Annotated in this window: 20 protein-coding genes; 6 read left to right on the top strand and 14 right to left on the bottom strand. The window is 65.7% G+C overall.

The window, feature by feature from the left end:
- Position 1: 1 nt before the first annotated feature.
- Positions 2–544 carry an XRE family transcriptional regulator gene (locus N5D48_RS11660; RefSeq protein ID WP_279884257.1) on the bottom strand — a complete coding sequence of 181 codons (543 nt, stop codon included), beginning with the start codon at positions 542–544 and terminating at the stop codon, positions 2–4.
- A 152-nt stretch (positions 545–696) separates the two neighbouring features.
- Here N5D48_RS11660 and N5D48_RS11655 point away from each other — a divergent pair, with 152 nt between their 5' ends.
- Both N5D48_RS11655 and N5D48_RS11650 read left to right on the top strand, forming a co-directional pair.
- A complete protein-coding gene (locus tag N5D48_RS11655) occupies positions 697–1,479 on the top strand; it encodes an aldolase (RefSeq protein ID WP_279884256.1) in 783 nt (260 codons plus the stop codon).
- A 33-nt stretch (positions 1,480–1,512) separates the two neighbouring features.
- Positions 1,513–2,397 carry a dihydrodipicolinate synthase family protein gene (locus tag N5D48_RS11650; protein WP_279884254.1) on the top strand — a complete coding sequence of 295 codons (885 nt, stop codon included), beginning with the start codon at positions 1,513–1,515 and terminating at the stop codon, positions 2,395–2,397.
- 160 nt (positions 2,398–2,557) lie between these two features.
- Here N5D48_RS11650 and N5D48_RS11645 read toward each other — a convergent pair whose 3' ends face one another.
- The 4 genes from N5D48_RS11645 to N5D48_RS11630 form a co-directional block, all read right to left on the bottom strand.
- Positions 2,558–4,783: a TonB-dependent siderophore receptor gene (locus N5D48_RS11645; RefSeq protein ID WP_279884252.1), complete on the bottom strand. Its 2,226-nt coding sequence runs from the start codon at positions 4,781–4,783 to the stop codon at positions 2,558–2,560.
- Positions 4,784–4,961: 178 nt separating this feature from the next.
- Positions 4,962–6,380, bottom strand: coding sequence for a TIGR00366 family protein (locus N5D48_RS11640; RefSeq protein WP_279884250.1), 1,419 nt, complete (start codon positions 6,378–6,380; stop codon positions 4,962–4,964).
- Between the two features lie 136 nt (positions 6,381–6,516).
- Positions 6,517–7,173, bottom strand: coding sequence for a CoA transferase subunit B (locus N5D48_RS11635; protein ID WP_279884249.1), 657 nt, complete (start codon positions 7,171–7,173; stop codon positions 6,517–6,519).
- A gap of 35 nt (positions 7,174–7,208) precedes the next feature.
- Entirely contained in the window at positions 7,209–7,907 is a 699-nt protein-coding gene (locus tag N5D48_RS11630) for a CoA transferase subunit A (RefSeq protein ID WP_279884248.1), read from the bottom strand.
- A gap of 120 nt (positions 7,908–8,027) precedes the next feature.
- On the opposite strand from N5D48_RS11630, the gene N5D48_RS11625 reads away from it, so the two are divergent.
- Positions 8,028–8,933 carry a LysR family transcriptional regulator gene (locus N5D48_RS11625; protein WP_279884246.1) on the top strand — a complete coding sequence of 302 codons (906 nt, stop codon included), beginning with the start codon at positions 8,028–8,030 and terminating at the stop codon, positions 8,931–8,933.
- A complete protein-coding gene (locus N5D48_RS11620) occupies positions 8,921–9,742 on the top strand; it encodes an aldo/keto reductase (protein WP_279884244.1) in 822 nt (273 codons plus the stop codon). The genes N5D48_RS11625 and N5D48_RS11620 overlap by 13 nt, the downstream gene beginning before the upstream one ends.
- A gap of 92 nt (positions 9,743–9,834) precedes the next feature.
- Here N5D48_RS11620 and N5D48_RS11615 read toward each other — a convergent pair whose 3' ends face one another.
- On the bottom strand, positions 9,835–11,178 hold the full coding sequence (locus N5D48_RS11615; protein ID WP_279884243.1) for an OprD family porin: 1,344 nt from the start codon (positions 11,176–11,178) through the stop codon (positions 9,835–9,837).
- Between the two features lie 280 nt (positions 11,179–11,458).
- On the opposite strand from N5D48_RS11615, the gene N5D48_RS11610 reads away from it, so the two are divergent.
- Positions 11,459–11,782 (top strand): DUF2790 domain-containing protein, encoded by a 324-nt coding sequence (locus tag N5D48_RS11610; protein ID WP_279884241.1) that lies wholly within the window; start codon positions 11,459–11,461, stop codon positions 11,780–11,782.
- A 6-nt stretch (positions 11,783–11,788) separates the two neighbouring features.
- Here N5D48_RS11610 and N5D48_RS11605 read toward each other — a convergent pair whose 3' ends face one another.
- On the bottom strand, positions 11,789–12,943 hold the full coding sequence (locus N5D48_RS11605) for a GGDEF domain-containing protein (RefSeq protein ID WP_279884239.1): 1,155 nt from the start codon (positions 12,941–12,943) through the stop codon (positions 11,789–11,791).
- A gap of 132 nt (positions 12,944–13,075) precedes the next feature.
- Entirely contained in the window at positions 13,076–13,960 is an 885-nt protein-coding gene (locus N5D48_RS11600) for a LysR substrate-binding domain-containing protein (protein WP_279884237.1), read from the bottom strand.
- A 100-nt stretch (positions 13,961–14,060) separates the two neighbouring features.
- Between N5D48_RS11600 and N5D48_RS11595 the strand changes: the two genes are divergently transcribed.
- Entirely contained in the window at positions 14,061–15,017 is a 957-nt protein-coding gene (locus N5D48_RS11595; protein ID WP_279884235.1) for a DMT family transporter, read from the top strand.
- Positions 15,018–15,029: 12 nt separating this feature from the next.
- Here N5D48_RS11595 and N5D48_RS11590 read toward each other — a convergent pair whose 3' ends face one another.
- The 6 genes from N5D48_RS11590 to N5D48_RS11565 all read right to left on the bottom strand — a co-directional run bounded on the left by N5D48_RS11590 (position 15,030) and on the right by N5D48_RS11565 (position 24,999).
- Positions 15,030–15,737 carry a putative DNA-binding domain-containing protein gene (locus tag N5D48_RS11590; protein WP_279884233.1) on the bottom strand — a complete coding sequence of 236 codons (708 nt, stop codon included), beginning with the start codon at positions 15,735–15,737 and terminating at the stop codon, positions 15,030–15,032.
- Positions 15,730–16,563, bottom strand: a complete 834-nt coding sequence (locus N5D48_RS11585) for a DUF692 domain-containing protein (RefSeq protein WP_279884231.1) — start codon at positions 16,561–16,563, stop codon at positions 15,730–15,732. Before N5D48_RS11585 ends, N5D48_RS11590 begins: the two co-directional genes overlap by 8 nt.
- Before the next feature lie 93 nt (positions 16,564–16,656).
- A complete protein-coding gene (locus tag N5D48_RS11580; RefSeq protein ID WP_279884229.1) occupies positions 16,657–17,145 on the bottom strand; it encodes an EF-hand domain-containing protein in 489 nt (162 codons plus the stop codon).
- Between the two features lie 166 nt (positions 17,146–17,311).
- Positions 17,312–17,863 (bottom strand): DUF4174 domain-containing protein, encoded by a 552-nt coding sequence (locus N5D48_RS11575; protein WP_279884227.1) that lies wholly within the window; start codon positions 17,861–17,863, stop codon positions 17,312–17,314.
- A 159-nt stretch (positions 17,864–18,022) separates the two neighbouring features.
- Positions 18,023–22,543: an NEL-type E3 ubiquitin ligase domain-containing protein gene (locus tag N5D48_RS11570; RefSeq protein WP_279884225.1), complete on the bottom strand. Its 4,521-nt coding sequence runs from the start codon at positions 22,541–22,543 to the stop codon at positions 18,023–18,025.
- A gap of 89 nt (positions 22,544–22,632) precedes the next feature.
- The gene (locus tag N5D48_RS11565; protein WP_279884223.1) at positions 22,633–24,999 is read right to left on the bottom strand and encodes a DNA polymerase II; all 2,367 of its coding nucleotides are present in this window, start codon (positions 24,997–24,999) and stop codon (positions 22,633–22,635) included.
- Positions 25,000–25,231: the final 232 nt, after the last annotated feature.

The following is a 25,231-nucleotide window of genomic DNA, read 5'->3' as shown; positions in this document are numbered from 1 at the left end:
CTCACCCTTCGCCACCCTGCACCACCACCAGCAACTGTGCCTGGCGCTCGCCCACAGAACGCAGGCGGTGTGGAGTCTGGGCGTTGAAATGCAGGGCATCGCCGGCCTCCAGAAGCACCCGTTCGCTCATGAAGTCCACTTCCACCTGGCCTTCGTGAACGAACAGAAACTCCTCGCCTTCGTGCTCCTTGAACGTCGGGTCGCTGAACTCGGTCGGCGGCTGGATCAGGAACGGCAACAGGCTGCGCTGGCCGACCTGAGAGGTCAGCACCGCGTAGCCCGGCCCGTCGCCGCCGCCCACCAGTGCCTGGCGCTCGCCGCGACGCACCAGGCTGTAGCGCGCCTGGTCGGCATGCGCGCCGTCGAACAGCTCCTCGACGTTGACGTTCAGCGCCCGCGCCAGCTTGAGCGCGGCAGCGATGGACGGCGTGTTCAGGCCACGCTCGACCTTGGACAGGTAGCTCTTGGTCATGCCGGACTTCTCGGCCAGCTGCTCAAGGGTGATGCCCAGTTTCTTTCTCAACAGTTTCAGTCGGATAGACATGTGACGCAGGTTTCCCGAACAAACACACTTGCTTATGACACTTTGTGTCATATAGGATTATTTGTGTCATTTGCTTGACCGCCCCTCCACCGTCCAAGCAGCGGGGCGGGCCAGCCATGACACCCATCATCACGTCACAGAGGACTGAGCCCATGGCCACTACCCTGACACTCGGCAAAGACCAGTTGGTGCAAAAGGCGCTGACGCAGATGCAAGGCTCGCTCGCGGATAATACGTGGACTGTGCGCGAAAAGCTGGCCCTGACCTGCCGAATTCTCTTCGACCACGGCCACGATTCGGGCCTTGCCGGGCAGATCAGTGCCCGCGGCCCGCAGCCTGGCACCTTCTACACCCAGCAACTGGGCCTGGGCTTCGACGAGATCAGCGCCAGCAACCTGCTGCTGGTCAACGAAGACCTCGAGGTGCTGGAGGGCGAAGGCATGCCCAACCCGGCCAACCGCTTCCACAGCTGGGTATACCGCGCCCGCCCCGACGTCAATTGCATCATCCACACCCACCCCACCCATGTCGCGGCGTTGTCGATGCTGGAAGTACCGCTGGTGGTCTCGCACATGGACCTGTGCCCGTTGTACGAAGACTGCGCATTCCTCGAAGCCTGGCCAGGGGTGCCGGTGGGCAACGAGGAAGGCGAGATCATCAGCGCCGCCCTGGGCGACAAGCGCGCCATCCTGCTGTCGCACCATGGCCAACTGTCCACCGGCACCAGCATCGAACAGGCCTGCGTGTATGCCCAATTGATCGAGCGCGCCGCGCGCCTGCAATTGCTTGCCATGGCCGCCGGCAGCATCAAGCCGATCGCCCCGGAGCTAGGCCGTGACGCCCACGACTGGATCGACCGACCCAAGCGCCACGGCGCCGCGTTCAACTACTTCGCCCGGCAGGCTCTGCGCGCCCACGCCGACTGCCTGAACTGAACCCTGAATGCCTTGCTTGCGGAGCCTATAACCATGACCACTGAATTCCACGGCATCATCGGCTACACCATCACCCCGTTCAGCCAGGACGGCGAACAGCTCGACCTGCCCGCCCTTGGCCAGTCCATCGATCGTCTGATCGATGGCCAGGTCCAGGCCATCGCCCCGCTGGGCAGCACCGGCGAAGGTGCTTATCTGAGCGACGGCGAATGGCGGCAGGTCGCCCAGTACAGCCTCGAGCGCATCGGCAAGCGCGTGCCGAGCATCGTCAGCGTTTCCGACCTGACCACGGCCGGCGCCGTGCGCCGCGCCCGCTTCGCCCAGGCGCATGGCGCCGATGCGGTGATGGTGCTGCCCGCTGCCTACTGGAAGCTCGGCGAAGCCGAGATCCTCCAGCACTACCGCGCCATCGGCGCCGCCATCGATATCCCGATCATGCTCTACAACAACCCCGCCACCAGCGGCACCGACATGCCGGTGGAGCTGATCCTGCGCATCGTGCGCGAGGTGGACAACGTGACCATGGTCAAGGAGAGCACCGGCGACATCCAGCGCATGCACAAGCTGCAACTGCTCGGTGAGGGCCAGGTGCCGTTCTACAACGGTTGCAACCCGCTGGCACTGGAAGCCTTCGTCGCCGGCGCCAAGGGCTGGTGCACGGCGGCGGCCAACCTGATCCCCGGATTGAACCAGCAGCTGTACCAGGCGGTGCTGGCGGGCGAGCTGGAACAGGCCAGGACGCTGTTCTACCGCCAGTTGCCGTTGCTGGACTTCATTCTCAAGGGGGGGTTGCCTGCCACCATCAAGGCCGGCCTGGACATGACCGGATTGCCGGTGGGTGAACCCCGGCGACCGGTGTTCGGCCTGGACGCGCCAGGCCGGGTGAAGCTCAAGGCGCTGATCGATGCGTTGCGGTAGCTGAGCCCGCGAAGCAGCCACCCTGATGCTGGCACCGGCTTTGCCGGTGTTCGCGGCTAACGCCGCTCCCACAGCGATGGCGCCGACCTCAAGCCATGCACCGCTCCCACAGGATACGCACTGACCTCAAGTCATGTGCCGTTCCTGCGGGAGCACTGCCTTACAGTTTCCAGTCCAGGCTCACCATCAACGTGCGCGGCTGCCCCATGTACACCCCGTTGTAGAAGCCGACATTGTTGAAGTAGTGCTGGTCGAACAGGTTCTTCACGTTCAGCGACGCCGACAGGTGCTCGTCGAACTGGTAGCGCCCCATCAGCCCGACCACGGCGAAGGCATCCTGGGTCATGCGCCCGGGGGCGGTGACGATGTTGCCGTCGGTGTCGCGGCCCACCGGACGTTGGCCCTTGCCATAGGTGTCGCTCTGCCAGTCGAGGGTGCCGCCGACGGTCAGCTTCGGCTGCAACTTGTAGGTGGTGGAGAAGCGCACCAGGTTCAGCGGCTGTTCGGTGTTCATGCGCGTCTTGTCGCCGCGAATGGCGTGGTTGTAGCTGTACCCCAGGCTCATCTGCCAGTCCGTCATCACCTCGCCGGCCAGCTCGGCCTCGAAGCCCTCGACCACCACGCCCTTGCCACCCGACTTGTAGTACTGCTCGCCATTGGGGCCCAACGGCACCGAGTCATCGATCTCCGGCACGTTGTCCTGCTTGCTGCGGTACACCGCGGTGCTCAGGTTGGCACGGTCGTCGAACAGGCTGCCCTTCAGGCCGATCTCGTAGACCTTGCCGACCACCGGTTCCAGGTACTTGCGATTGACGTCGCGCGCATCCTGAGGCTGGAAGATGTCGGTGTAGCTCGCATACACGGTGTACTGCTCGGTGAGGTCGTAGAGCACGCCGGCATAGGGTGTCCACTGGTCGTTGTGGGTCTGGGAGCTGGTCGAAACGCCCGTGGACACCAGGTTCTCGTCATAGCTCCACTGGCGGCTCTTGGTCTCCCAGCTGCCGTAGCGGCTGCCCAGCACGAAGTGCAGGCGGTCGGTCGCATTCAGGCGCGTAGCGATGTAACCGGCCTTCTGCCGGATATCGTCACGCGAGCCGTCGCGTCCGGTGGAGGGATCGTGGAACTTGGCGATCGAGCTCAGGTATTTCCAGTCCGGGATCTTGCGGTAGTCGGCGGGCACCACTGGACCGAGCAGGTAAGGTGACTCGTTGCGCCGCTCGGACTCGCCATAGCCGATCATGAAATCGTGACGACGGCCGAGCAACTGATAAGGGCCGGCCAGGTTCAGATCGACCGCGGTCATCCGCTCTTCGCCGGAAAAATGGCTGTACCAGGCGCTCATGCCGCTGCGGTCGGCCTCGGGGAAGCCGGAGCCGCCGTAGTAGACCTTGCCGTCGCTGTCGCTCCAGCGATGGGTAACGGCCGCCTTGAGCAACCAGTCGTTGCCCAGGTCCTGATCCAGGGTGACGAACAGCGTCTGGTCCTTGAGCGGCCAGGACGACCAGGGCGCGGCCAGGTTGGTCGAGCGCGGCAGGTTGGCCTTGCCGCCGTCGGCGTTCCAGTACGGCACCGTGCCCCAGGACGCCCCCTGCACATGCTTGTTCTGGTAGTCATAACCCACCGACAGCAGGGTGCTGTCACTCAGGTCCGCCTCGAGAATGCCGTAGGCCACCTCACGCTGGCTGGCGTAGCGGTCCATGAACGACTTGCTGTCGCGATAGGCCAGCACCGTGCGCCCACGCAGGCGGCCGTCCCAGCCCAGCGGCCCGCCGACATCGACATAGCTGTGGTAGTCGTCGTGGCTGCCGGCACTCACGCCGCTCTGCACCGCCAGCTGCCCGGTCGGGCGTTTGCGCACCATGGCGATGGTGCCGGACGGATCCCCTGCCCCGGTGGTCAGGCCGGTGGCACCGCGCACCACTTCGATGCGGTCGTAGATGATGGTGTCGGAATCGGACTTGAGCCCGGCGAAGGTGTTGAGCATCCCGTCGACCTGGAAGTTGTTGATCGCATAGCCACGGGAGTAGTACGCCGGTCGTTCGGAGTCGTTGCGCTGCACGGTGACCCCGGTGACCCGGCCCATCGCCTCGGAAAGCGTGCCGAGCTGGAAGTCGTCGAGTTGCTGGCGGGTCACCACCGACACCGACTGCGGGGTGTCCTTGATCGACAGGTTCAGGCGCGTCGCCGCGCTCATGCTGCCGGTGGTGTAGGAACCGGTGTGTTCCGTGGTGCTGCCCAGACCCAGGGCGAAGATTTCAGTGGAGCCGAGTTCCAGCACCTCGTCTTCAGGCCTGGGCTCGGTCTGCTCGGCCAGGGATAACGAGCTGGCCACGGTGGCGCACAGGCCCAGGGTGAGGGTCATGGAACGGCTGATGGGCGCGAACATCGCTGCCTTTCTCCTTGTTCGTTTTGATGAAGTCCATTGACTGCCGGCAGGCGGCATTCACATGAAAACGAATCTCGTTTGAGATTCATTATCGATTTATCATCGAAACGTAAAGAAAGGGGGGCTTCGCGCAGGATAAGGCCCTTTCACTCACCAGCTAGCGAAAGGGCCTATAGGGTTACGGCATCACAGGCGGCACGTACTGCAAGGTCGTCCCCAGCGCCCACAGCAACACCAGCACCAAGGGCACATGCACCAGCAACTGCACGAACGAGAAGCCAATCAGGTCGCGCGCCTTCAGGCCCAGCACGCCCAGCAGCGGCAGCATGTAGAACGGGTTGATCAGGTTCGGCAGCGCCTCGGCGGCATTGTAGATCTGCACCGCCCAACCCAGGTGGTACTGCAGGTCGTTGGCCACCAGCATCACGTACGGCGCCTCGATGATCCACTTGCCGCCGCCCGACGGGATGAAGAAGCCGAGCACCGCCGAGTACACGCCCATCAGCAGCGCGTAGGTGTCATGGGTGGCGATCTGGGTGAAGAACAGCGAGATGTGGTGAGCCAGGGTCTCGCCATCAACGCCCTTGACCTGAGTGAGGATGGCGGCGATCGAGCCGTACAGCGGGAACTGGATCAGCACCCCGGTGGTGGTCGGCACGGCGCGGGCCACGGCGTCGAGGAAGCTGCGCGGACGCCAGTGCAGCAAGGCGCCGAGCATGATGAACAGCAGGTTGTAGGTGTTCAGCCCGGAGATCGCGGTGATCGCGGGCTTGGTGGCGAACTCCTGGTACAGCCAGCCAGCGGCCAGGGCCACCAGCAGCAGGATCAGGATCGGGCTGTACTCCAGCCATTCGCCCGGGCGCGTGCGCTGTGGCGACGGCGGCGCGCTGAAGCTCGGGTCGACGCCACAGTCCTGGGCGCTGCGGGCGCTGTTCGGCCCGGGCGCGGTGGCATAGGCGACGATCAGCGAAACGATCACCAGCGCGGCGAGCATCACCCCGGACTGCCAGAGGAAGATGGTTTCGGTGAACGGAATCACCCCGGTGATCGACAGGATCGACGGCGGCAGACTGGCCGGGTTGGCCTGCAGCTGCGCGGCCGAGGATGACAGGCCCAGCGCCCAGACCGCGCCAAGGCCCAGGTAGGCCGCGGCACCGGCGGCGCGATAGTCCATTTTCAGATCGGTGCGTCGTGCCAGGGCGCGCACCAGCAAGCCACCGAACACCAGCGACAGGCCCCAGTTGAGCAAGGATGCGAGCATCGAGATCAGCGCCACCCAGCACACCGCCGAGCGGCCGTTCTTCGGCAGCCGCGCCAGGCGGTCGATCAGGCGCGCGGCGGGTGGCGAGCTAGCGACCACATAGCCGCCGATGACCACGAAGGCCATCTGCATGGTGAATGGAATGAGGCTCCAGAAACCGTCGCCAAAGGCCTTGGCGGTGTCGGTCGGCTTGCCGCCCATGACCAGGGCGCCGAGCGCCACCAGCATGACGGCCAGGGCTGCGAACACCCAGGAGTCGGGGAACCAGCGTTCGGCCCAGTTGGAGCAGCGCAGGGCAAAGCGGGCGGAGCGGCTGTCTTGGATATCGGCGGCCACGATATTTTCCTTTTTCTGATTTTTATAGGACTGAAGCGGCGGCGCCCCATCGCGGGGCAAGCCCGCTCCCACGAGGGATGCGTGGTCCTTCGTGGGAGCGGGCTTGCCCCGCGATGGGGCGTTTGCAAAACAAGGTTTAGAAGGTCATTTCCTTCACATCGTCCGGCACGATCAGCTTGCCGGCGGTCTTCTCGACGATCTCCTCGATGCTGACCCCTGGCGCGGTCTCGCGCAGGATGAAGGCGCCGTTCTCGATCTCCAGGTAGGCCAGGTCGGTCAGCACCTTGCGGATGCAGCCGGCACCGGTCAGCGGCAGGCTGCAGCGCGGCAGCAGCTTGGACTCGCCGTCCTTCGAGGCGTGGGTCATGGTGACGATGATGTTGTCGGCACCGGCCACCAGGTCCATGGCGCCGCCCATGCCCTTGACCAGCTTGCCGGGAATCATCCACGAGGCGATGTTGCCTTCCACGTCCACCTCGAAGGCACCGAGCACGGTGAGGTCGACATGGCCGCCGCGGATCATGGCGAAGGATTGCGCCGAGTCGAAGATCGACGCGCCACGGCGGGCGGTGACGGTCTGCTTGCCGGCGTTGATCATGTCGGCGTCGAGGGTGGCTTCGGTGGGAAACTCGCCCATGCCCAGCAGGCCGTTTTCCGACTGCAGCATCACGTCCATGTCGGCGGGCACGTAGTTGGCCACCAGGGTGGGGATGCCGATACCGAGGTTGACGTAGTAGCCGTCTTTGAGTTCACGGGCGACGCGTTGGGCCATTTGTTCGCGGGTCAGTGCCATGGTCAGGATCTCTTTGTTGTTCTTGAGGGCGGCGCTCAGGCCTTGACGGTGCGCTTCTCGATGCGCTTCTCGAAGGTGCCGACGATGACCCGGTCGACATAGATGCCCGGGGTGTGGATCTCGCTGGGCAGCAGCACGCCAGGCTCGACGATCTCCTCGACCTCGACCACGGTGATCTTGCCGGCGGTGGCGGCCAGCGGGTTGAAGTTCTGCGCGGTGTTGCGGTACACCACGTTGCCGTAGTGGTCGGCCTTCCAGCCCTTGACGATGGCGAAGTCGCCGGTAATGGATTCTTCGAGGATATACTTGCGGCCCTTGAACTCGCGCACTTCCTTGCCTTCGGCGACCGGCGTGCCGTAGCCGGTGGCGGTGTAGAAGGCCGGAATGCCCGCGCCGCCAGCGCGCATCTTCTCGGCGAGGGTGCCTTGCGGGGTCAGCTCCACTTCCAGCTCGCCGCTGAGCAGCTGGCGTTCGAATTCGGCGTTCTCGCCGACATAGGAGGCGATCATCTTGCGGATCTGCCGGTCTTCGAGCAGCACGCCCAGGCCGAAGCCATCGACACCGCAGTTGTTGGAGACCACGGTCAAGCCCTTGACGCCACGACGCTTGATCTCGGCGATGAGGTTTTCCGGGATGCCGCACAGGCCGAAGCCACCGGCCAGCACCGTCATGTCGTCGGTCAGGCCCGCCAGGGCCTCTTCATAGGTTGCTACACGCTTGTCCAGTCCGGCCATGCTCAGTCGCCTTTTGTAGTTGTTGGAACCGTGCGGTCATCTTCACCGCAGCCGACTGATTTGTTAATTTTGTTTTCGTCATCGATTGATAATTTTTCCAAAACAAAGGTCGAGCCTGTCATGAACGTCAAGCAGCTGCGTGCCTTCGTCACCGTGGCCAAGTACCAGAGTTTCGCCCAGGCCGGCGAGCACCTGCATGTGTCGCAACCGGCCCTGAGCCTGACCATCAAGGCGCTGGAGGACAACCTCGGCGGCGCCCTGCTCACCCGCACCACTCGCAGCGTCAGCCTCACCCCCGAGGGCGAGGTGCTGCTGCCACTGGCCCGACGCCTGCTGGCCGACTGGGACGACACCGAGGAGATGCTGCGCCAGCGCTTCACCCTGCAACTGGGCAGGGTATCGGTGGCGGCCATGCCGGCTTTCGCCGGCAACCTGCTGCCGCAGTCGCTGAAGGTGTTTCGCCAGCGCTACCCCAAGGTCAATGTCACCGTGCACGACGTGATCAACGAGCAGGTACTGGAACTGGTGCGCCATCGTCGCGTCGAACTGGGCATCGGCTTCGAGCCCGACAGTAGCGAGGCATTGCGTTTCCATCCGCTGTACATGGACCGTTTCGTGGCGGTGGTCCCCGCCGACTCACCGCTCGCCCGCCAGCCCCAGGTGCGCTGGCAGGAGCTGCTGGCCCAGGACTTCATCGCCCTGCAGCGCCCCTCGGCGGTACGCCTGCTGCTCGAACAGCACCTGGCCGCCAACCACGGCAAGCTGGCGGTGGCCTTCGAGAGCCATCAGCTGTCGACCATTGGCCGCATGGTCGCCAGTGGCCTGGGGGTCAGCGCCGTGCCGGCCCTGTGCATCGGGCAGATGCAGGAACTCGGCGCTCGCTGCGTGCCTCTGGTCGAGCCCACCGTGGAACGCCGCATCGGCGTGATCGCCCTGGGCGATCACAAGCTGTCGAAGGCCGCCGAGGCGCTGCTCGATGTCCTGCTTACCCACACCCATCCACAGGAGGTGACATGCGTAACGTGAATCTAGCGGGCGCCCGCGTTCCGGCCATTGGCCAGGGCACCTGGTACATGGGCGAGGACCCGGGCCGCAAGGCCGCCGAAGTGGCCGCCCTGCAACAAGGCATCGACCTGGGCCTGACCCTGATCGACACCGCCGAGATGTACGCCGAAGGCGGCGCCGAGCGCGTGGTCGGCCAGGCCATCGCCGGGCGCCGCGACCAGGTGTTCCTGGTCAGCAAGGTCTACCCGCACAACGCAAGTCGACGCGCCATGCCCGAGGCCTGCGAGCGCAGCCTCAAGCGCCTTGGCAGCGATTGCATCGACCTGTATCTGCTGCACTGGCGTGGACAGTACCCGCTGGAGGAGACCGTCGAAGCGTTCGAACGCTTGATCGAGCAAGGCAAGATCCGTCGCTGGGGCGTTTCCAACTTCGATCTCGACGATCTGCGCGAGCTCGACAACCGCGCCTGCGCCACCAACCAGGTGCTGTACAACCCGGCCGAACGCGGCATCGAGTACGACCTGCTGCCGTGGAGCCGCCAACACGGTCTGCCGACCATGGCCTACTGCCCGTTGGCCCAGGCCGGGCGTCTGCTGCGTCATCCGCTGCTGGAACAGATCGCCGAGCGCCATGCGGCGACGCCGGCCCAGGTGAGCCTGGCCTGGGTAACGCGCGACGATGGCGTGATCGCCATCCCCAAAGCCGTAAGCCCGGAGCATGTGCGACTGAATGCGGCGGCAGGCGACGTGCGCCTGGACGAAGACGACCTGCGGGCGATCGACCTGGCATTTGCGCCACCGCTGCGCAAGCAGCGACTGGCGATGGTCTGAGGCGCGAAAAAAAGGCGCCTCGTGCGAGGCGCCAAAACATTCACCTGTAACCAAAGGAGCGCGTGGGCTTCTCAAGGTGAATCCGGGTGTGCTCAGAGGATCGACAGCGGGTACTCGACGATCACCCGCACTTCGTCCAGGTCCGACTCGAAGGCCGTCGCCCGGGTGGTGGCCTGGCGCACGCGCAGCGAAAGGTCCTTGGCCGGGCCAGTCTGCACCACGTACTTGACCTCGATGTCGCGCTCCCAGCGCTTCTGGTCGGTAAGCGGATCGCCGTTGTCGTCGCGACGCATGTAGTAGGCGTTGGCATGGCTGTAGTCGGCATCGCTGCCACGCCCGTAACGGGTCATGAACGACAGGCCCGGTACCCCGTAGGCCGCCATGTTCAGGTCGTAGCGCAGCATCCACGAACGCTCTTTCGGCGAGTTGAAGTCGCTGTACTGGATGGAGTTGTCGAGGAAGATCGAGTCGGACTGGCGCAGGTAGTCGAAGTCATCGTCGCCGTTGTTGCGCTGGTGGGTCAGGGCCAGGGTATGGGCGCCATAGCGCACGCCGAGCTTGGCGCTCCAGATATCGTTGTCGAACTGGCCGAGGCGCTGGCGGCCTTCATCCTTGGCGTTGTAGAAATTGAACCCGCCGATCAGCGCCAGCTCGTCGCCAAGCGGCCAAGTGACGCTGGTGCCGGCGTAGTACTGGTTCCAGACATCCTTGAGGCGGCTGCCGAACAGGCTCACGCTGATATTGTCGTTGATCGCGTAGTCGCCACCGCCGTAGGCGATCCAGGGCGAGTCCACCGGGCCGCCGTAGAAGGTCGCGAAGTTCTCGCGCAGGTCGCTGGACACCGGCTGGCTCATGGCATGCAGGCGTCCAGCCTGCAGCGTAAGGCCCTGCAGGCTGGTGTTCTCCAGCGTCACGCCGCGAAAACTCTCCGGCAGCAGTCTCGAATCGCCGGCGGCCACCATCGGGTTGAGCGGAAACACATCGCCGACCCGCAGCACCGTGTCGAACAGGCGCACCTTGGCCGCGCCGCCGAGCTTGGTGTATTCATCACGGGCCTGGCCGTCGCGATCCACCGGCAGCACGTCGAAGGAACTGCGTCCGCCATTGCGCCCTCCTCCGCTGTCGAGCTTGAGCCCGAGCATGGCGAAGGCGTCCACGCCGACCCCGACCGTGCCCTGGGTGAAACCGGACTCGAAACGGGTGATGACGGCATGGGCCCAGGCCTCGGAGTAACCATTGTCGCTGGCCTTGCCGCTGTTGTAGGTCGGCGCGGGGCCATCACGGTGATCGCGGTTGAAGTAGAAGTTGCGGTTGAGCACGCTCAGCGTGCTGCCCTCGATGAACCCCTCTTTGCGATCATCGACGGCCCAGGCGCTCGGCGTGGCGCCAACCAGCGCCACCAGGGCGGCCAGGGAAAGTCTTGGACTGTTGTTCATCCATTGCTCCTTTGGGTGTGGCTGTTCTTCTTGTCGGACCTTGGTGCTGGAGCGTCCCTGATCTGGCCAGATGCGCGCGCACCCAGCCCCGTCGGCCGAAGCTGATGCTCGCCGGCGGCGGATAACGGGAAGATGATCGGCAAATTACAATCGCGTCATGCGCCGGGGCGCCGGCCACGGCCACAGGGCACCTTTCACATCTGTAACCCTGGCGTCATGCCGTTGTTGGTCGCCCCTGGCTAGCGTGGACTTCGAAATGAACCTTTCGGAGACACCCATCATGCTGCGACTGACCCTGACCGCCACCCTGCTGGCGCTTTCCCTGTCGGCCCAGGCCACCGGCTTTTCCAAGCAGCGCAACGACCAGTTGCTGGAGGACCATCAGCAGGCCGTCGCAAGCTACGCGCAGCAACGCGCCAAGCCGATGCCGGAGATCGTCGACTATCGCTATGGGATGAAGCTGGACATCGCCCGTTTCGTGCGCCAGTCGGGCGACCCGCGCACCTGCGAGGTCGTACCGCGGCTGATGACCTTCGAAGATCGCGAGGGCACCCTGCGCACCGTGCGCTATTCGGTGCTGTCGCAATGCATCAACAACAAGTGACCCGGCTCAGCCGCGCAAGCCATCCACCAGCTGCAGGCTGTTGCGCCCGGCCCGCTTGGAGGCATAGAGCAGCACGTCGCCCTGTTCGATCAACGCCGCGAGGCTGGCCGGTGGCCGGTCGAACAGATTGGCGCCAATGCTCAAAGTGACCGCCTCGGGCGTGCTGAAGGACTGCGCGGCGACGGCCTGGAACTGCTGGCGCAAGGCGCCGGCCAGCTGCTCGATGGTCGCACGGGAGGCATCGGCCAGCAGGATCACGAATTCGTCGCCGCCCAGGCGCGCGGCGATCGCCCGCTCCGGCAGCAGCGTCCGGATCATCTCGCTCAGCGCCACCAGCAAGCGGTCGCCGGCGGCGTGCCCGTGCAGGTCGTTGACCAGCTTGAAATGATCGATATCGATCAACAGCAGCGCCCCCGGGCTGGCCGGCGAAATGCCCTTGAACAGGTTCGAGGCCCGCACCTCCAGGGCACGACGGTTGTACAACGCGGTCAGCGGATCGCGGGCCGCCAGGCGCTCGATGCGCTCCTCGCGGCGGTAGCGCACGGTACCGGTCATCGACAGCGCGATCAGCATGATGGCCATCGCCCCTTCCACCAGCGACACCTGGATGATCTGCCCGCGAAATGCCGTCAGGTCGATCAGGCTGCCCGGCACCAGGGCCGGCAAGGTCTTGGCCAGGTAGAACAAACCGTGCAGCAGCAACACGTAGCGCAGCTGTACCGCGCCCACGCTCAGCGACTTGCCGTGGGGACGCAGCAGCCAGCTGGCATACAGGGTGAACAACGCCACCAGCAACGAATTGGCTACCAGGAAAGTCTTCGACCACAGCGGCCACTGCGGCAGCAGCAGCAACGCGCACCAGAGCACGGGAGCCAGGTAGCAGGCGCGCGACAGACGGGTCTCGGTAAAGCGCGACACGCCCAGCAGGAACAACCAGTGCGCGACGATCAACATGCCGTTGGCGAACCAGATGCCGATGAACAGGTAGCCGCTGCCGCGCATCAGCGCAAGCGAGGATCCAACACTGATGGTGGCGAAACTGGCGCTCCAGCACAACAGCGACGACTCGCGCACGCTGCGCCATTCGACGGCCAGGTATAGCGCGGCGGCGGCGGCAAGCGCGATGGTGAGGGTCAGCATGGTGGAAGCGTCGAACGCCATGGGTGCGCGGGGCCTGTGCAGTACCTTTTCAGAGCCGCTGATTGTATGCCTTCACCGGGGTTTGCACAGCGTCGAATGATATCCAAATGATGGCATTCGTCCAAAAAACCGATTCACCCGAACGGCTCGCCCTCACTGCCCGGACAGGAAACTCACCAACTGCCGTCCGTGGGAGCTCAGCGCCTCCCAGCCACGAAAGCAGATACGCAGCTCCAGTGTCGCCCAACGCTCCTCCAGCGCCACCCGCCGGACCGCCAGCTCCTGCTCGGCACGCACGGCGGCGGTCTCCGGCAGCATGGCGATGCCCGCGCGCTGGGCCACCAGCTGGGCGATCGCCTCGAAGCTCGGCGCGCGCACCCGCACCTTCAATGGCATGGCCAGGTTCAGCGCCAGTTCCTCGACGAAGCGCTGCATGGCCCGCTCGGCCGGCAGGCAGACAAAGGCAAAGTCCAGTGCATCGACCAGGCGCAGCTGCTCGCGAGCAGCCAGCGGGTGGTCGGCGGCCACCAGCAACACCAGGCGCTCGGTGCGAAACGGCAGCGACACCAGGCCGTCGTTGACCAGGTTGCCGTCGTACACACCGATCTCGCACTCGCCGCTCAGGACCACGCGCAGCACATCGACGCTCTTGTGTTCGACCAGTTGCAGGTCCAGTTCCGGATAGTCCGCCAGGAACGGCCCGAGCACCGCCGGCAACAGGGTGCTGTTGGTCACCGTCGAGGCCGCCAGGTGCAGGTTGATGCGCCGTTGCCCGGCCAGCTCGCGCAGGGTGTCGTGCAGCCTCTGCGCCTCGCCCAGCACGCCACGCGCCGACTCCAGCACCAGGCGCCCGGCCGGCGTCAGCTGCATGCCGTCGGCCCTGCGCGTGAACAGCGTCAGGCCACTGCGTGCCTCGAACAGCCGCAGGCGGGTACTAGCGGCCGACACCGCCACCGGGAAGGTCGCCGCTGCCTTGCTCAGGCTGCCGGTGGCGGCGATGGCCGCAAGCAAGCGCAGATCGGCCAGGTCGAAGTGCATGGGGGATTCTCCGAATCAGAACGCCATGTTCGAAAAAAAGCGATTCTATCGCATTGGCGTTCTGCACAGAATAAGCCCATTCCCCTGCCACGGATGTCCCATGAACCCGATTCCCACTTTCCTCCAGCGCGCCCTTGCCAACGGCAGCCTGTATGCCGTGCTCGCGGCCCTGGGGTTCAGTTTCAAGGCCATCTTCGTCAAGCTCGCCTATGCCGCCGGGCCGGTGGATGCCATCAGTCTCCTGGCACTGCGCATGCTGCTGGCGCTGCCGTTGTTCGCCTGGCTGGTCTGGGCCAGCCGCGGCCGAGGCGATACCCCGCTGAGCCTGCCCGATGGCCTGCGCGTGGCGCTGCTCGGGCTGCTCGGCTACTACCTGGCCAGCCTGTTCGACTTCTATGGCCTGCAATACATCAGCGCCGGGCTGGAACGGCTGATCCTGTTCACCTACCCGACGCTGGTGCTGATCTTCCAGGCCATCGTCCAGCGCGAACGCCCTACCCTGCGGACGCTGACGGCCATGGGCCTATGCTACCTGGGGCTGGGTATCGCCTTCGTCCATGACCTGAGCGTGGCCGGCATCGGCAACCAGGTGGTGATCGGTTCGCTGTGGGTATTCGCCAGCGCGGTGACCTACGCCCTGTACTACTCGGGCACCGGCATGATGCTAAAGCGCATGGGCTCGATGCGCCTGGCCGGGCTGTGCGGCACGGCATCCTCGCTGATGGTGCTGGCGCATTACCTGCTGGTGGCCGATGTCGCGCCGCTGTGGAACCTGCCGGGCGCGGTATGGCTGAACGCAGCGCTGATGGCGCTGTTCTCCACGGTGCTGCCGATCTACTGGGTGGCCCTGGCCATCCAGCGCATGGGGCCGACCCACACGGCGGCGGTGGGCAACCTGGGGCCGGTGCTCACGGTGCTGGCCTCGTGGGCGATCCTCAGCGAGACGATTTCGCTGTACCAGGTGATCGGGTTGGCGCTGGTGCTGTTCGGGGTATCGCGCCTGAAGCCGGCCAAGAAAACGCAGCCGATGCCCGCAGCCAGGGCCACCGAGGGTTGACGGGAGGGCCGTTCAGCGCGCGGTGCCGATAATGATGCCCTGCTCACGCAGCTGCTCCAGCAACAGTAGTCCCTGGACCTGCAGCGCTTCATCGCCCAGCGCCTGCAAGCGCTCGCGCCCGGTCCCGCTCACCCCGGCCAGAAGCCGCCAGGCCATGGGCGAGAGACGCAAGAAGCGTACCTGCAGCCCGGCGTCGCGATAGACCAGCAACAGCGTCGGCATCGCCGGTGGCTCCAGCGGCTGCTCATGCGGGCCGATGCGCTCCACCGGCCAGAGATAGGCCAGCACCCGCGCCGTGCAGGACAGCACAGGCGTGCCGTCGAGCAGGTCGCCCGCCGGGTCATGGGGTGGTTCCTGGGCGTCGCTCAGGTACAACTGCGCCTCGATCCATTCGTAATGCGCCAGCTCCAGTTGCCAGGGGGCATCGAGCTCGATGCCCTGCAGGTAGTCGACAAAGGCTTCGGCCACTTCGGTGAACAGCGGCGTCTGGCTGCGGTAAGCGGCATAGAAGTCGCGCACCCGGGCATGCCAGCGCTGCTCGCCCAGGGTCTGGCGCAACACCGGAAAGCTGCCTGCCAGCAACCCCTCGATGGCGCCGTAGAACAGCTCGCGATAAATCTTCAGCCGCCGCGCCTCCAGGCCCGGTGGCGGCGGATGGCTGGCCGGATCACGCAGGTGTCGGGCCAGGGTGAACTGCTGTTCGCGCAGTGTTTCACTCATCGCTCGGTACTCCATGAGTTTGCTGAAGGCTGCGGATATGGGCCGTCTCGGCCAGCAGTTCGGCCAGCGGCGGGTAGTTGAAATCACGCTCGAGCACGGTCGGCTGGGCGCCGAATCGCGCGCAGGCTTGGGCGAACAAGGCCCAGACCGCATCCTTGACCGGCGCGCCGTGGGTATCGACCTTGAGGTCCGGGGCTTCGTCGTAATGGCCGGCAACGTGCATGCCGACCACCCGCTCCCGGGGGATGCCGGCGAGGAACGCCTGGGCGTCGTAGCGATGATTGCAGGCATTGACGAAGACATTGTTGACGTCCAGCAGCAGATCGCAATCGGCCTCGTCGAGCACCGCGCGAATGAAATCCAGCTCGGCCATGGCCTGGTACGGAGCGGCGTAATAGCTGATGTTCTCCACCGCGATGCGCCTGCCCAGCACCTCCTGGGCCTGGCGGATGCGCGCGGACACATGGCGCACGGCCTCGTCGGTGAACGGAATCGGCAGCAGGTCATAGAGGTGGCCATCGTCGCTGCAGTAGCTCAGATGCTCGCTGTACAGGCGCACCTGGTGATGGTCGAGGAACTGTCGGGTACGCGCCAGGAATGCAAGGTCCAGTGGCGCGGTGCCGCCCAGTGACAGCGAGAGCCCGTGGCAAGCGATGGCAAAGCGTTCGGCCAGGCGCTCCAGGCTCTGGCCGAAAGCGCCACCGACGCCAATCCAGTTCTCCGGCGCGCACTCGAGGAAGTCCACCGCGCCCGCCTCCATGGTCAGCAGGTCGGGCAGCAGGCCACGGCGCAGGCCGAGGCCGGTGTGCAATTTGGGTTGGGACATGATTGCAGGCTCTCTGGGGCATTGAACGGCATCGCGGAGCCAGCCCGCTCCCACGCATGACATCGTGGGAGTGGGCTGGCCCCGCGAGGAGCGTCAGGACTGGCCGGTCAGATGGCTGAACAGCCCGTCGGGCATGGCCTTGCCGTTGGCCTTGTAGATTGCCGCCAGGTGATCGTGGGCCTCCTGCTCGGAAATGAAACCATCGTGATCGCGATCGATCTTGTCGAAGTCGGCGGCGCGGTCCTTGGCCACGGCGAGAAACTCGTCGCGCGAGACCTTGCCGTCGTGATTGCTGTCGGTGCGGGCGAAGGATGCGTCGCCACACTTGCCTTCACCGCATTTGCCCTCGGCGCCGGCCTTGGCGCTGGCGCCACACTTGCCCTCGCCACACTTGCCTTCGCTTTGCGTCGCCTTGCCACTGGCGCCGCACTTGCCTTCACCGCACTTGCCCTCGCCCGGCGTCTTGGCGGCGGCCAGCTGGTAGCCCTGGGACAGCGGTTCGACGGCAAAGGCGGTGTTAAGGGCCATGCCGGCGAACAGGGTGGCACCGAGCAGGCCAAGGGTTTGACGGGTGTTTTTCATGATGCAGCTCCACGGGTGGTTGAAAGTGGAGCCATTTGGCCGTGGCGGTGTGTCGTCGGTGTATCGTCAAGGGCGGGGTTTTGTATGCCAGTGGGTCCTGGCGACGGGTTGATACACGGGGATACACAACGCGGCCCCTGCACACGCGAGGGCCGCGTTGCGATGATCAGTCGTCCAATGGCTTGGGCGGCGCGGCGGGCTTGCTCGGTTTGGCCTTGCTGTCCTTGGCCTTGGGTTCGGCGGGCGCGGCGGCAACCGGCTCCGGCGCGGTGATCGCCTTCTCGCTGGCCGGCAACTCGTCCACGGCCTTGAAGATCGTCTGTGGCTCGATCATCTCGCCGCTGTCGTCGTCCTTGAGCATGTGACGTTCACCGTCCTTGCCGATCAGGATCACCTTGGTGCCCTTGCTCGCGCCGAGCTTGAGCTCGCGGATCAGGGCCATGGTGGTCTGCTGCTCGAGGTTCTTGTCCTCGCGCTTGCCCATCATGTTGGCCACGCTGTAGAGCACCAGGCCGCGCTCCTTGAACCCCGCCTGGGTGGCCGGGTCTTCCATTGCCTTGTTCAGGCCACGCAAGGTCGGGTCGGCGCTGCTGGGCGCGATCACCACCAACGGCCTTGCCTTGCCCAGTTCCTTGGCCAGCGGTGCATCGCTGTCGGCGGCGTACAGAGGGCCGGCTACGACGAGCAGGGTAGCGAGGGTCAGTGACCGGACGAGCATGCGCATCTCCTTGTTTTCTCGATCAACCTAAAGACTGCGGATCTGGGAGAAAGATCCGGCGTGGAGCCTAAACCAACTGGCCAGGCGCCTGCTCACGGCAAAAGTAACCGGGCATGTCCCACGCCTGACCAGAGCATAGTCCAAGGACAACGCGCGCACTCAGGGTCGTGCATGGCCTGCGACCGCGCCAGCAGGCTCCAACGCGGTGCGTGTCAGTTCCAGCAGCAGTGCTTGCCGTCCGCTGTCCCACTGCTCGCGCAAGGCCTCCTGCCGCGCCGCGTAGTCACCATCGGTCATGGTCTGCGCGGCCTCCAGCAACGCCGTGGAGCGCTCCTGGAATGGCGCATCGAAGGTCACGAAGCGCTCGCCATGGGCGCGCCGCAGATGCTCCACCCAGAACTCCCGCGCCACCAGCGACTGGGCCACACGCTCCGGGGTCTCGGCTTCCTGTATTCGCGCACGAGCCTGTTCCAGCCGTGCCGCATGTACCCCGGCCACTTCGCCAAACAGCATATCGTCAGGCTGTGCCGGCAACTCGAGGTGATCACGCAGCCCCACTCGATAAGCCATCCTCACTTCGATCTCGTCAGGGTTGGCGTCCTCTGCCCTGCGCGCCTGGACATCTTCGTTGGCGAGTCGATCCACCTCGTCCAGGCGCCACAGGCGACGGCCCAGTCGCAGCAAGGCGTCCTGCTGGTCGCCTGCCTGGGCTTGCATGCGTGCCTGCCACACCAGCATGGACAGTTCCAGGTTGCTGAAGCACAACGCGACACTGTCCTGGCACGTCAGGTCTTCGCTGGCGTGCTGGAACAGTTCCCGAGCCAGCGCGGGGTGGTCACGCATGGCGACCAGCATGCTGAACACACGGTTGGCCAGGTGCTGACGCTGACGCTGGTAATCCGACGTTTCCTGCAACCGGCCCAACAGCCGGAAAAAGTCCCCCGCCTCGGTCTCGCCCTCCAGCTCGTCCCAGGCCGCCGACTGTTCGGTCCGCGACGCGCTGTCGGCGGCGTCGAGCCAGCTCTGGCGCAGGGATACCTCGTCCCCGGCGCCAGGCTCCGGCAAGACGGCGTCATGCAGTTGCTGGAACACTTGCAGGCGTTGCGCCGACTGCGCCGACAACGGGTTGTCCGCCAGCAGCACGCTGCTGCCGAGCCACGCCGGCGAACGGAAGAAGCGCGCCGGCAACTCGGTGATCCGGTTGCCGCGCAGGTCGGCGATCAGCAGGTCCATGCGGTCCATCAGCGCTGGCGGCAGCTCGCTGATCCCGGTGCTGCGCAGGTGCAGGCGACTCAGTCGCTCCAGGCGGTAGAGCGGGAAGGTGCGCCCCAGCGGGTTGTACGACAGGTTGACGTACTCCAGCGACACGCAGTTGCCCAGCGTCATGGCCTGGGAGGCATCGAGCACGATGGCGTTGCCGTAAAGGTCCAGCTCGCGCAGATTCCCCAGGTTCACCAACTGCGCAGGCACGCAGGTCAGCTGGTTGCTGGACAACTCCAGGGTACGCAGGCGAGGAAAAGCCTGCAGGAAGCCGGGTGGCACTTCCCGTAGCCCCAGCCCCATCAGCGACAACTCCCGCACATGGGCGAAACTCACCGACTCGGGCAAGTCAGGCAGTGTCTGCAGGTTCACCGACCATACGCTCAGGCGAAACCCGGTCGCTGGCACATTGTCGCCACTGGCCCGGGTCTGCCTGCGCTGCCAGCAATTGACCAGCGTGTCGCTGAAGTAGCGCCGGTCGACACGCTGCGTGGGACTGCCGGCCAGCCGTGTCCAGCTCTGCAGATGGCTTTCCAGTGCCTGCAGCTCACGACCGAGACTGACGATCTCGTCCTCGGGTCTGCGCCCGCTCTGCTGGACCTCGCTGATCCAGTTGCTGATCTCGCCGTCGGTGAATGCCGGATAGATTTCGCGCAATGCTGCGGACAGCGCGCGTGCTCGTCGCCGGGGGCTGCCGGGGCTCCGTCCGCTCAGCGGATAGCCAAGGCGCCCGTCACGCAGGCGTTGCGGCGGCTGGAACCAGCCTGTCGCGTCGCGTTGCCCCAGCGCCTGGGCTACCAGCGCGCGTCGCCGGGCGGCCAGGCGCGCCACCGTTATCCTCAGGTTGTGGGCGAACGGATCACCCAGGCCAAGGGCCTGGCGCCGGTCGTTGTCGTAGGCGCTGGCAATCACCTCGAACAACTCGCCGGGCTCGCCAATGGTCTGTCCCTTGCTGTCCAGCAACTGGAATCGGCCATTGAGATGAACCAGGTCGAAATCGGCGGCATCGGCATCGCCGTGCAGCCGTGGCCCATCGCTGCCGCCATCGTACAGGCGCCAGCGAATCGCCGTCTCCTGTCCAGGCAACTGTTCGAGCGAGCCCAGCACGGCCCTGGCCAGATCGGCGTCCTGTGGCGTATCGAGGGAAAGCCCCTCGTACACGCGCGCCAGGCGCGCCTGGCGCTGCGCCGCCCTGGCGGCAGTGGCCAGGCGCAGCGCGACCCGTCCGCTGTCCTGCAGCCGCTGGCGATCCATGGTCCGCGCCGCAGCGACCAGTTCCGCCGCCACCGCGCTCGGCAGCCGGGGAAACTGCCGACGCAAGGCCGCCACATCGCTCGCCTCGCTGTCCTGCAGCGCTGCGTAAAGTTGCTCGAACAACACCCGGCGCTGCTCCCAGACTTGCTCCGCCAACATCGGGTCGCTCAACCCGCTGGCGCCCGGCAGTGCGCGAGCGTGATCGAGCACCGTGACGTCGGTGACCACGTCACCGCCACGCAGTTGCTTCACCACCCGCCGGATGCGAGTGTCCAGGCGAACACGCCGCACGCCATCGCGCAGCCCCGCATCCGGCGCCAGCCCCTGCACGTGCATGGCCCGCAGGTGGTCGCCGTCGAGTGCGTGGGCGACCAGCACCTGGTCGATCTGCTCGTCATCGAGCAGGGCAAAGTCGCCGCCAAGGCGCCGGAACAGCGCACGCGTGTCGTCCCACTGCGCGGGCTGCTCGTACCACAGGCGCCAGGCGCCGGCACCGTTGTCGCTCAGCCGCGGGGCATACCCCGCCTGTGCCGCCAGGCGCCAGCGTCCCGTGTCGCTTTGCTGGACGACCGGATAGCAGTGCCCATCCATTTCGATCCAGGTCTGCTCGTCCAGGCGATGAAGGCCCTCGGCATCGCGCACCGCCGCAGCCGGAGCAGAGGCACTGCGAAACGCGGCGAGGTCCGGGTGCCACAGGCGCGTCGTGCCGTCTTCCAGGCGCGCCGGCACCAGGCTGTCGACCATCGACGCTCGCGCCCAGGCATTGCGAGCCAGGGTCACCCCAGTGGCTGTCAGCGCCATGCCGGCAAGGTCGCCGGCGACATTCAGCACGTGATCCAGTGCCGCGCTGGTGTCACCTTCGTGCCAAGCCTCGACACCGTGGAAGACCTCGCCCAGCAACTCCCAGGCGGTCACCGCCAGCAAGCCGGCGCCGATGACCGGCACGAACATGCCGGCCAGGCTGAGCAACGCCCAGCCTTCGGCTTCCAGGCGTTGTTCGTGGGCCCGCCGCACCTGCGCATCGACCTCGTCGGTCGGTACCGCGATCATCGCCGCGTCGTCCTTGATCTGCTCGATACGCGCCTCGCCCAGGCAGTCGAATACCGCCTTCGGCCAGGATCGCAGGTGCTCCTCCAGGGCGATGTTGGCCAAGTCCGAGACCCCGGCGTAGCCGGCCACCACCGCGGCGAAGAAACGCTGGCCGTCACGACGCCGGACGAAGCGGCTGAAGAAACGCTGGTAGGGTGCGGTGCGCAGGTGCTTGCCCAGGGCATTGGCGAAATGACGCAGATCGGGGAACGCCCGCCATGCGCCCTGAGGGTCGCCAGGCACATGCACCAGCACGCGCCAGGTGCTGCTGTACAGTGGATCGAAACGCTCATCGCGTACGTCGAGCACGACGATCTGCTCGAGGGTCACCCCCAGCAGGCTCAGGCGTTTGACCTGCACGCTGCGCCCCTGCAAGCGCAGCTGCCCACGCAGGGCACAGAAATCGACCAGCAGCTGATGCTCGTCGTCACTGACATCACCACGGATCCAGGCAACATGCGCATCAACCAGCATGGCATAGCGCTGCGCGCGCGAAATCAGTGATGCCACTCGGGTGTCCGGCGCCTGCAGGATCGACACCAGATGCGCCTGATAGCGCCGTCCGAGATCGAGCTCGCGACACAGGCGCGCGAACGCCGGCGCGCTCGGCAGCGCCAACTTCTGGCCAGGGGGGCCGTCCAGGCGATTGCCCACAGGCTGGCCATCGGCGCTGGCCTGATCGCTGTCGAAATTGCCCAGCGCCGCCGCGAGCAGGGGAACATGCTGGTAGACCACCGTGGTCAGGTGGCTGCCGACAGGCACCTCATTGATGATCGGCTCACGCCGGCCCTGGCGAAAGCGCAAGGCCTTCACATCGGCGGTGCCAACATGCGGCTTCAGCGCTTGTCGCAGCAACGGCAAGGCGAAGTCGTCGATGTTCTCGATCTTCGCCAGCACGGCGCTGACGCGCTCGCGAAAGTACCAGCTGAGGGTCAGCGCCTCGCGCAGCATCGTCACTTGCGCGGGGCTGGCCGAGCGCAGCCAGGTCGGCAAACGGGCGGCGATGAGGGCATCCTGGAACGTTTCGTGTCCGCTCACTGATGGGGTGCAGGGCAAGTCCTGCTCGTTGCTGTCCATGGCTCGTCTCTCCTGAGGGTGGAGACGCGAGGGTATGAAGCTCGGCGGGACATCGAGCGCTAGATAGATAGCACCCACCCTCGACCCGCTCAGAAGTCGAAGGCCAGTTGATCCATATGCCCCAGGTCGATCGTGCGCCCCAGCACGAACGGCAGGATGGCATCCGCCACGGGTTGCAGCTGTCGGGTCAGATAGTGCTCGTAATCGACCGGTGAGCTCAGGCTCTCCAGGGGCTCAGGCCCCGATGTCGTGATCATGTAGCTGATCCAGCCGCCGTTCTGGTATTGCGTGGGGCGCCCGACCCGGCGATTGTGCTCGTCGGCCAGGCGCGCCGCGCGCACATGCGGCGGCACGTTGCGCTGGTAGTCGGCCAATGGCCGACGCAGGCGCTTGCGGTAAACCAGCAACTCATCCTGCTCACCCGCCAGCGTGCGCCGCACGTACGCGCTCAGGTAGTCGCGGTAAGGCTGGCCACGGAACACCCGGCCATAGAGTTCCTGCTGGAACTGCCTGGCCAGCGGCGACCAGTCGGTGCGTACCGACTCCAGCCCCTTGAAGACCATTTCGTCCTGGCCGTCGCTGCGCCGCACCAGGCCGGCGTAGCGCTTCTTGCTGCCTTCGTCGGTGCCACGAATGGTCGGCATCAGAAAACGCTGGTAGTGGGTTTCGAACTGCAACTCCAGCGCGCTCTCCAGGCCCATGGACTGGCGCAGGTTGTCGCGCCACCACTGGTTGACCTCGGCCACCAGCGCGCGACCGATATCCGCCGCGGCCGCTTCGTCGTGGGCGCCCTTGAGCCAGACGAAGGTGGAGTCGGTATCGCCGTAGATCACGTCATAGCCTTGCGCTTCGATCAGCGCTCGGGTCTGGCGCATGATCTGATGCCCGCGCATCGTGATCGACGAGGCCAGGCGCGGATCGAAGAAACGGCAGCCATTGGAGCCGAGCACCCCGTAAAACGCGTTCATGATGATCTTCAGCGCCTGTGACAACGGCGCGTTGCCGGCGCGCTTGGCCGCCTCGCGCCCCTGCCAGACCCGTTCGACGATCGCCGGCAGGCAATGCATGGCACGCGAGAAGCGCCCACCGCGAAAGCCCTCGACCGAATGCGTGTTGTCCGGCTGGCGCAGGCCCTCGACCAGCCCAACCGGGTCGATGAGAAAGGTACGGATGATCGAGGGGTACAGGCTCTTGTAGTCGAGCACCAGCACCGAATCGTACAACCCGGGGCGCGAATCCATGACGAAACCGCCAGGGCTGGCGGCATCCGGGCGGCTGCCCAGGTTCGGCGCGACATAGCCCAGACGATGCATGTGCGGCATGTACAGGTGACAGAACGCCGCCACCGAGCCGCCACTGCGATCCACCGCCAGCCCCGTGACCGCGGCGCGTTCGAGGAGGAATTCGAGCAACCGGGCCTTGGCGAAGATGCGCGTGACCAACTCGCAGTCCTTGAGGTTGTAGCGGGCCAAGGCCGGCTTGTCCTCGGCGAACATGCGGTTGATCTCGTCCATGCGCTGGTAGGGCGTGTCGATGGCCTTGCCCTCGCCCAGCAACTGCTGTGCGACATGCTCGAGGCTGAACGACGGGAAGCTCCAGGTCGCCGAGCGCAGGGCCTCGATGCCGTCGATCAGCACGCGGCCGGGCGCCTCGGCGAAGAAATGGCTGCGGCTGCCGTGCTCGCGCAGGTGCATGGGCGCGCCGTCGCGACCCAGGCACAGGGGCACGCCGAGCCTGGCCGCGTGCTCGTGCAGCAGGCGCAGGTCGAACTGCACCAGGTTCCAGCCGATGATCGCGTCGGGATCGTGGCGCGCCAGCCACTGGTTCAGGCAATGGATGAGACCGGCGCGGTCGGCGCAGTAGTGCAGATCGAAGTCCACCGCCGCGTCACCGCCATCGGCCGGGCCGAGCATGTACACCTGGCGCTGACCGCAGCCTTCCAGAGCGATGCTGTACAGCTCGCCCCGTTCGCTGGTCTCGATATCCAGCGAGACCAGGCGCAAGGGCGGCCGATAGTCCGGATCGGGCTTGAGTTGCGCATCGAGCAGAACGCCCTGCTCGCCCGGCCGGCCATGAAAACGCACCGCGGCGGTGATGAAGCGCTCCATCAGGTAGCGCTCCGGCGGACGGATATCGGCTTCGAAGACGTCGACGCCAGCGGCGCGCAGGCGTTTTTCCAGCGCGATCAGCTGGCGATACTGGTGGCAATACAGGCCATGGACCGGGCGCAGGTCGAAATCACGCAGCTGCAACGGCTTGAGCGCGACGCCCGGTTCGTCGACCAGCACCGCCCTGGCCTGCTCGGCCTGTGCCGCGGGGACGAACGCCACCGAGGGCTGCGGCGCCAGACGCAGACGCCTTGGCCCCTGGTCGGTGGCCAACCAGAACTCCACGCAGGTGCCCTCGGGGGTGTCGTGCCAATGGCGGGTGAGGACAAAACCCTGTTGCAACTGCACTGCCTGGACCTCGGATCGCTGTTCTGTTCACTCGAACGCGATTGTAGCGCGTCTGCCCGGGCAAATGCCTGCGTCGCGGCATCGGCACGGGTCAGCCCTTTCAAGGCCTCTGGGCAGGAGGGCTATTGACCGAGTCAGGGCCGCCAAGTGTTCGCCGTTAGAGTTGCAGCGCCTATGAGATCGAGCGCCGCCCGCGCGGCGCATCGCGACGCAAGGCCGCTCCTACATTTGT

Origin of the sequence: Pseudomonas sp. GD03858 (assembly GCF_029840925.1) — a bacterium.
In the GTDB taxonomy this organism is placed as follows: Bacteria; Pseudomonadota; Gammaproteobacteria; order Pseudomonadales; family Pseudomonadaceae; genus Aquipseudomonas.
Note: the sequence above shows the minus strand (reverse complement) of the source record. Positions and strands in the feature narration are given on the sequence as shown.

Excerpts from the sequence above, each read along its gene's own strand:
- N5D48_RS11660 (WP_279884257.1), bottom strand. The coding sequence starts at position 544 with ATGTCTATCCGACTGAAACTGTTGAGAAAGAAACTGGGCATCACCCTT.
- N5D48_RS11580 (WP_279884229.1), bottom strand. The coding sequence starts at position 17,145 with ATGAAAAACACCCGTCAAACCCTTGGCCTGCTCGGTGCCACCCTGTTC.
- N5D48_RS11610 (WP_279884241.1), top strand. The coding sequence starts at position 11,459 with ATGCTGCGACTGACCCTGACCGCCACCCTGCTGGCGCTTTCCCTGTCG.
- N5D48_RS11645 (WP_279884252.1), bottom strand. The coding sequence starts at position 4,783 with ATGTTCGCGCCCATCAGCCGTTCCATGACCCTCACCCTGGGCCTGTGC.
- N5D48_RS11595 (WP_279884235.1), top strand. The coding sequence starts at position 14,061 with ATGAACCCGATTCCCACTTTCCTCCAGCGCGCCCTTGCCAACGGCAGC.
- N5D48_RS11570 (WP_279884225.1), bottom strand. The coding sequence starts at position 22,543 with ATGGACAGCAACGAGCAGGACTTGCCCTGCACCCCATCAGTGAGCGGA.
- N5D48_RS11655 (WP_279884256.1), top strand. The coding sequence starts at position 697 with ATGGCCACTACCCTGACACTCGGCAAAGACCAGTTGGTGCAAAAGGCG.
- N5D48_RS11625 (WP_279884246.1), top strand. The coding sequence starts at position 8,028 with ATGAACGTCAAGCAGCTGCGTGCCTTCGTCACCGTGGCCAAGTACCAG.
- N5D48_RS11615 (WP_279884243.1), bottom strand. The coding sequence starts at position 11,178 with ATGAACAACAGTCCAAGACTTTCCCTGGCCGCCCTGGTGGCGCTGGTT.
- N5D48_RS11590 (WP_279884233.1), bottom strand. The coding sequence starts at position 15,737 with ATGAGTGAAACACTGCGCGAACAGCAGTTCACCCTGGCCCGACACCTG.
- N5D48_RS11630 (WP_279884248.1), bottom strand. The coding sequence starts at position 7,907 with ATGGCCGGACTGGACAAGCGTGTAGCAACCTATGAAGAGGCCCTGGCG.
- N5D48_RS11650 (WP_279884254.1), top strand. The coding sequence starts at position 1,513 with ATGACCACTGAATTCCACGGCATCATCGGCTACACCATCACCCCGTTC.
- N5D48_RS11635 (WP_279884249.1), bottom strand. The coding sequence starts at position 7,173 with ATGGCACTGACCCGCGAACAAATGGCCCAACGCGTCGCCCGTGAACTC.
- N5D48_RS11605 (WP_279884239.1), bottom strand. The coding sequence starts at position 12,943 with ATGGCGTTCGACGCTTCCACCATGCTGACCCTCACCATCGCGCTTGCC.
- N5D48_RS11620 (WP_279884244.1), top strand. The coding sequence starts at position 8,921 with ATGCGTAACGTGAATCTAGCGGGCGCCCGCGTTCCGGCCATTGGCCAG.
- N5D48_RS11585 (WP_279884231.1), bottom strand. The coding sequence starts at position 16,563 with ATGTCCCAACCCAAATTGCACACCGGCCTCGGCCTGCGCCGTGGCCTG.
- N5D48_RS11600 (WP_279884237.1), bottom strand. The coding sequence starts at position 13,960 with ATGCACTTCGACCTGGCCGATCTGCGCTTGCTTGCGGCCATCGCCGCC.
- N5D48_RS11575 (WP_279884227.1), bottom strand. The coding sequence starts at position 17,863 with ATGCTCGTCCGGTCACTGACCCTCGCTACCCTGCTCGTCGTAGCCGGC.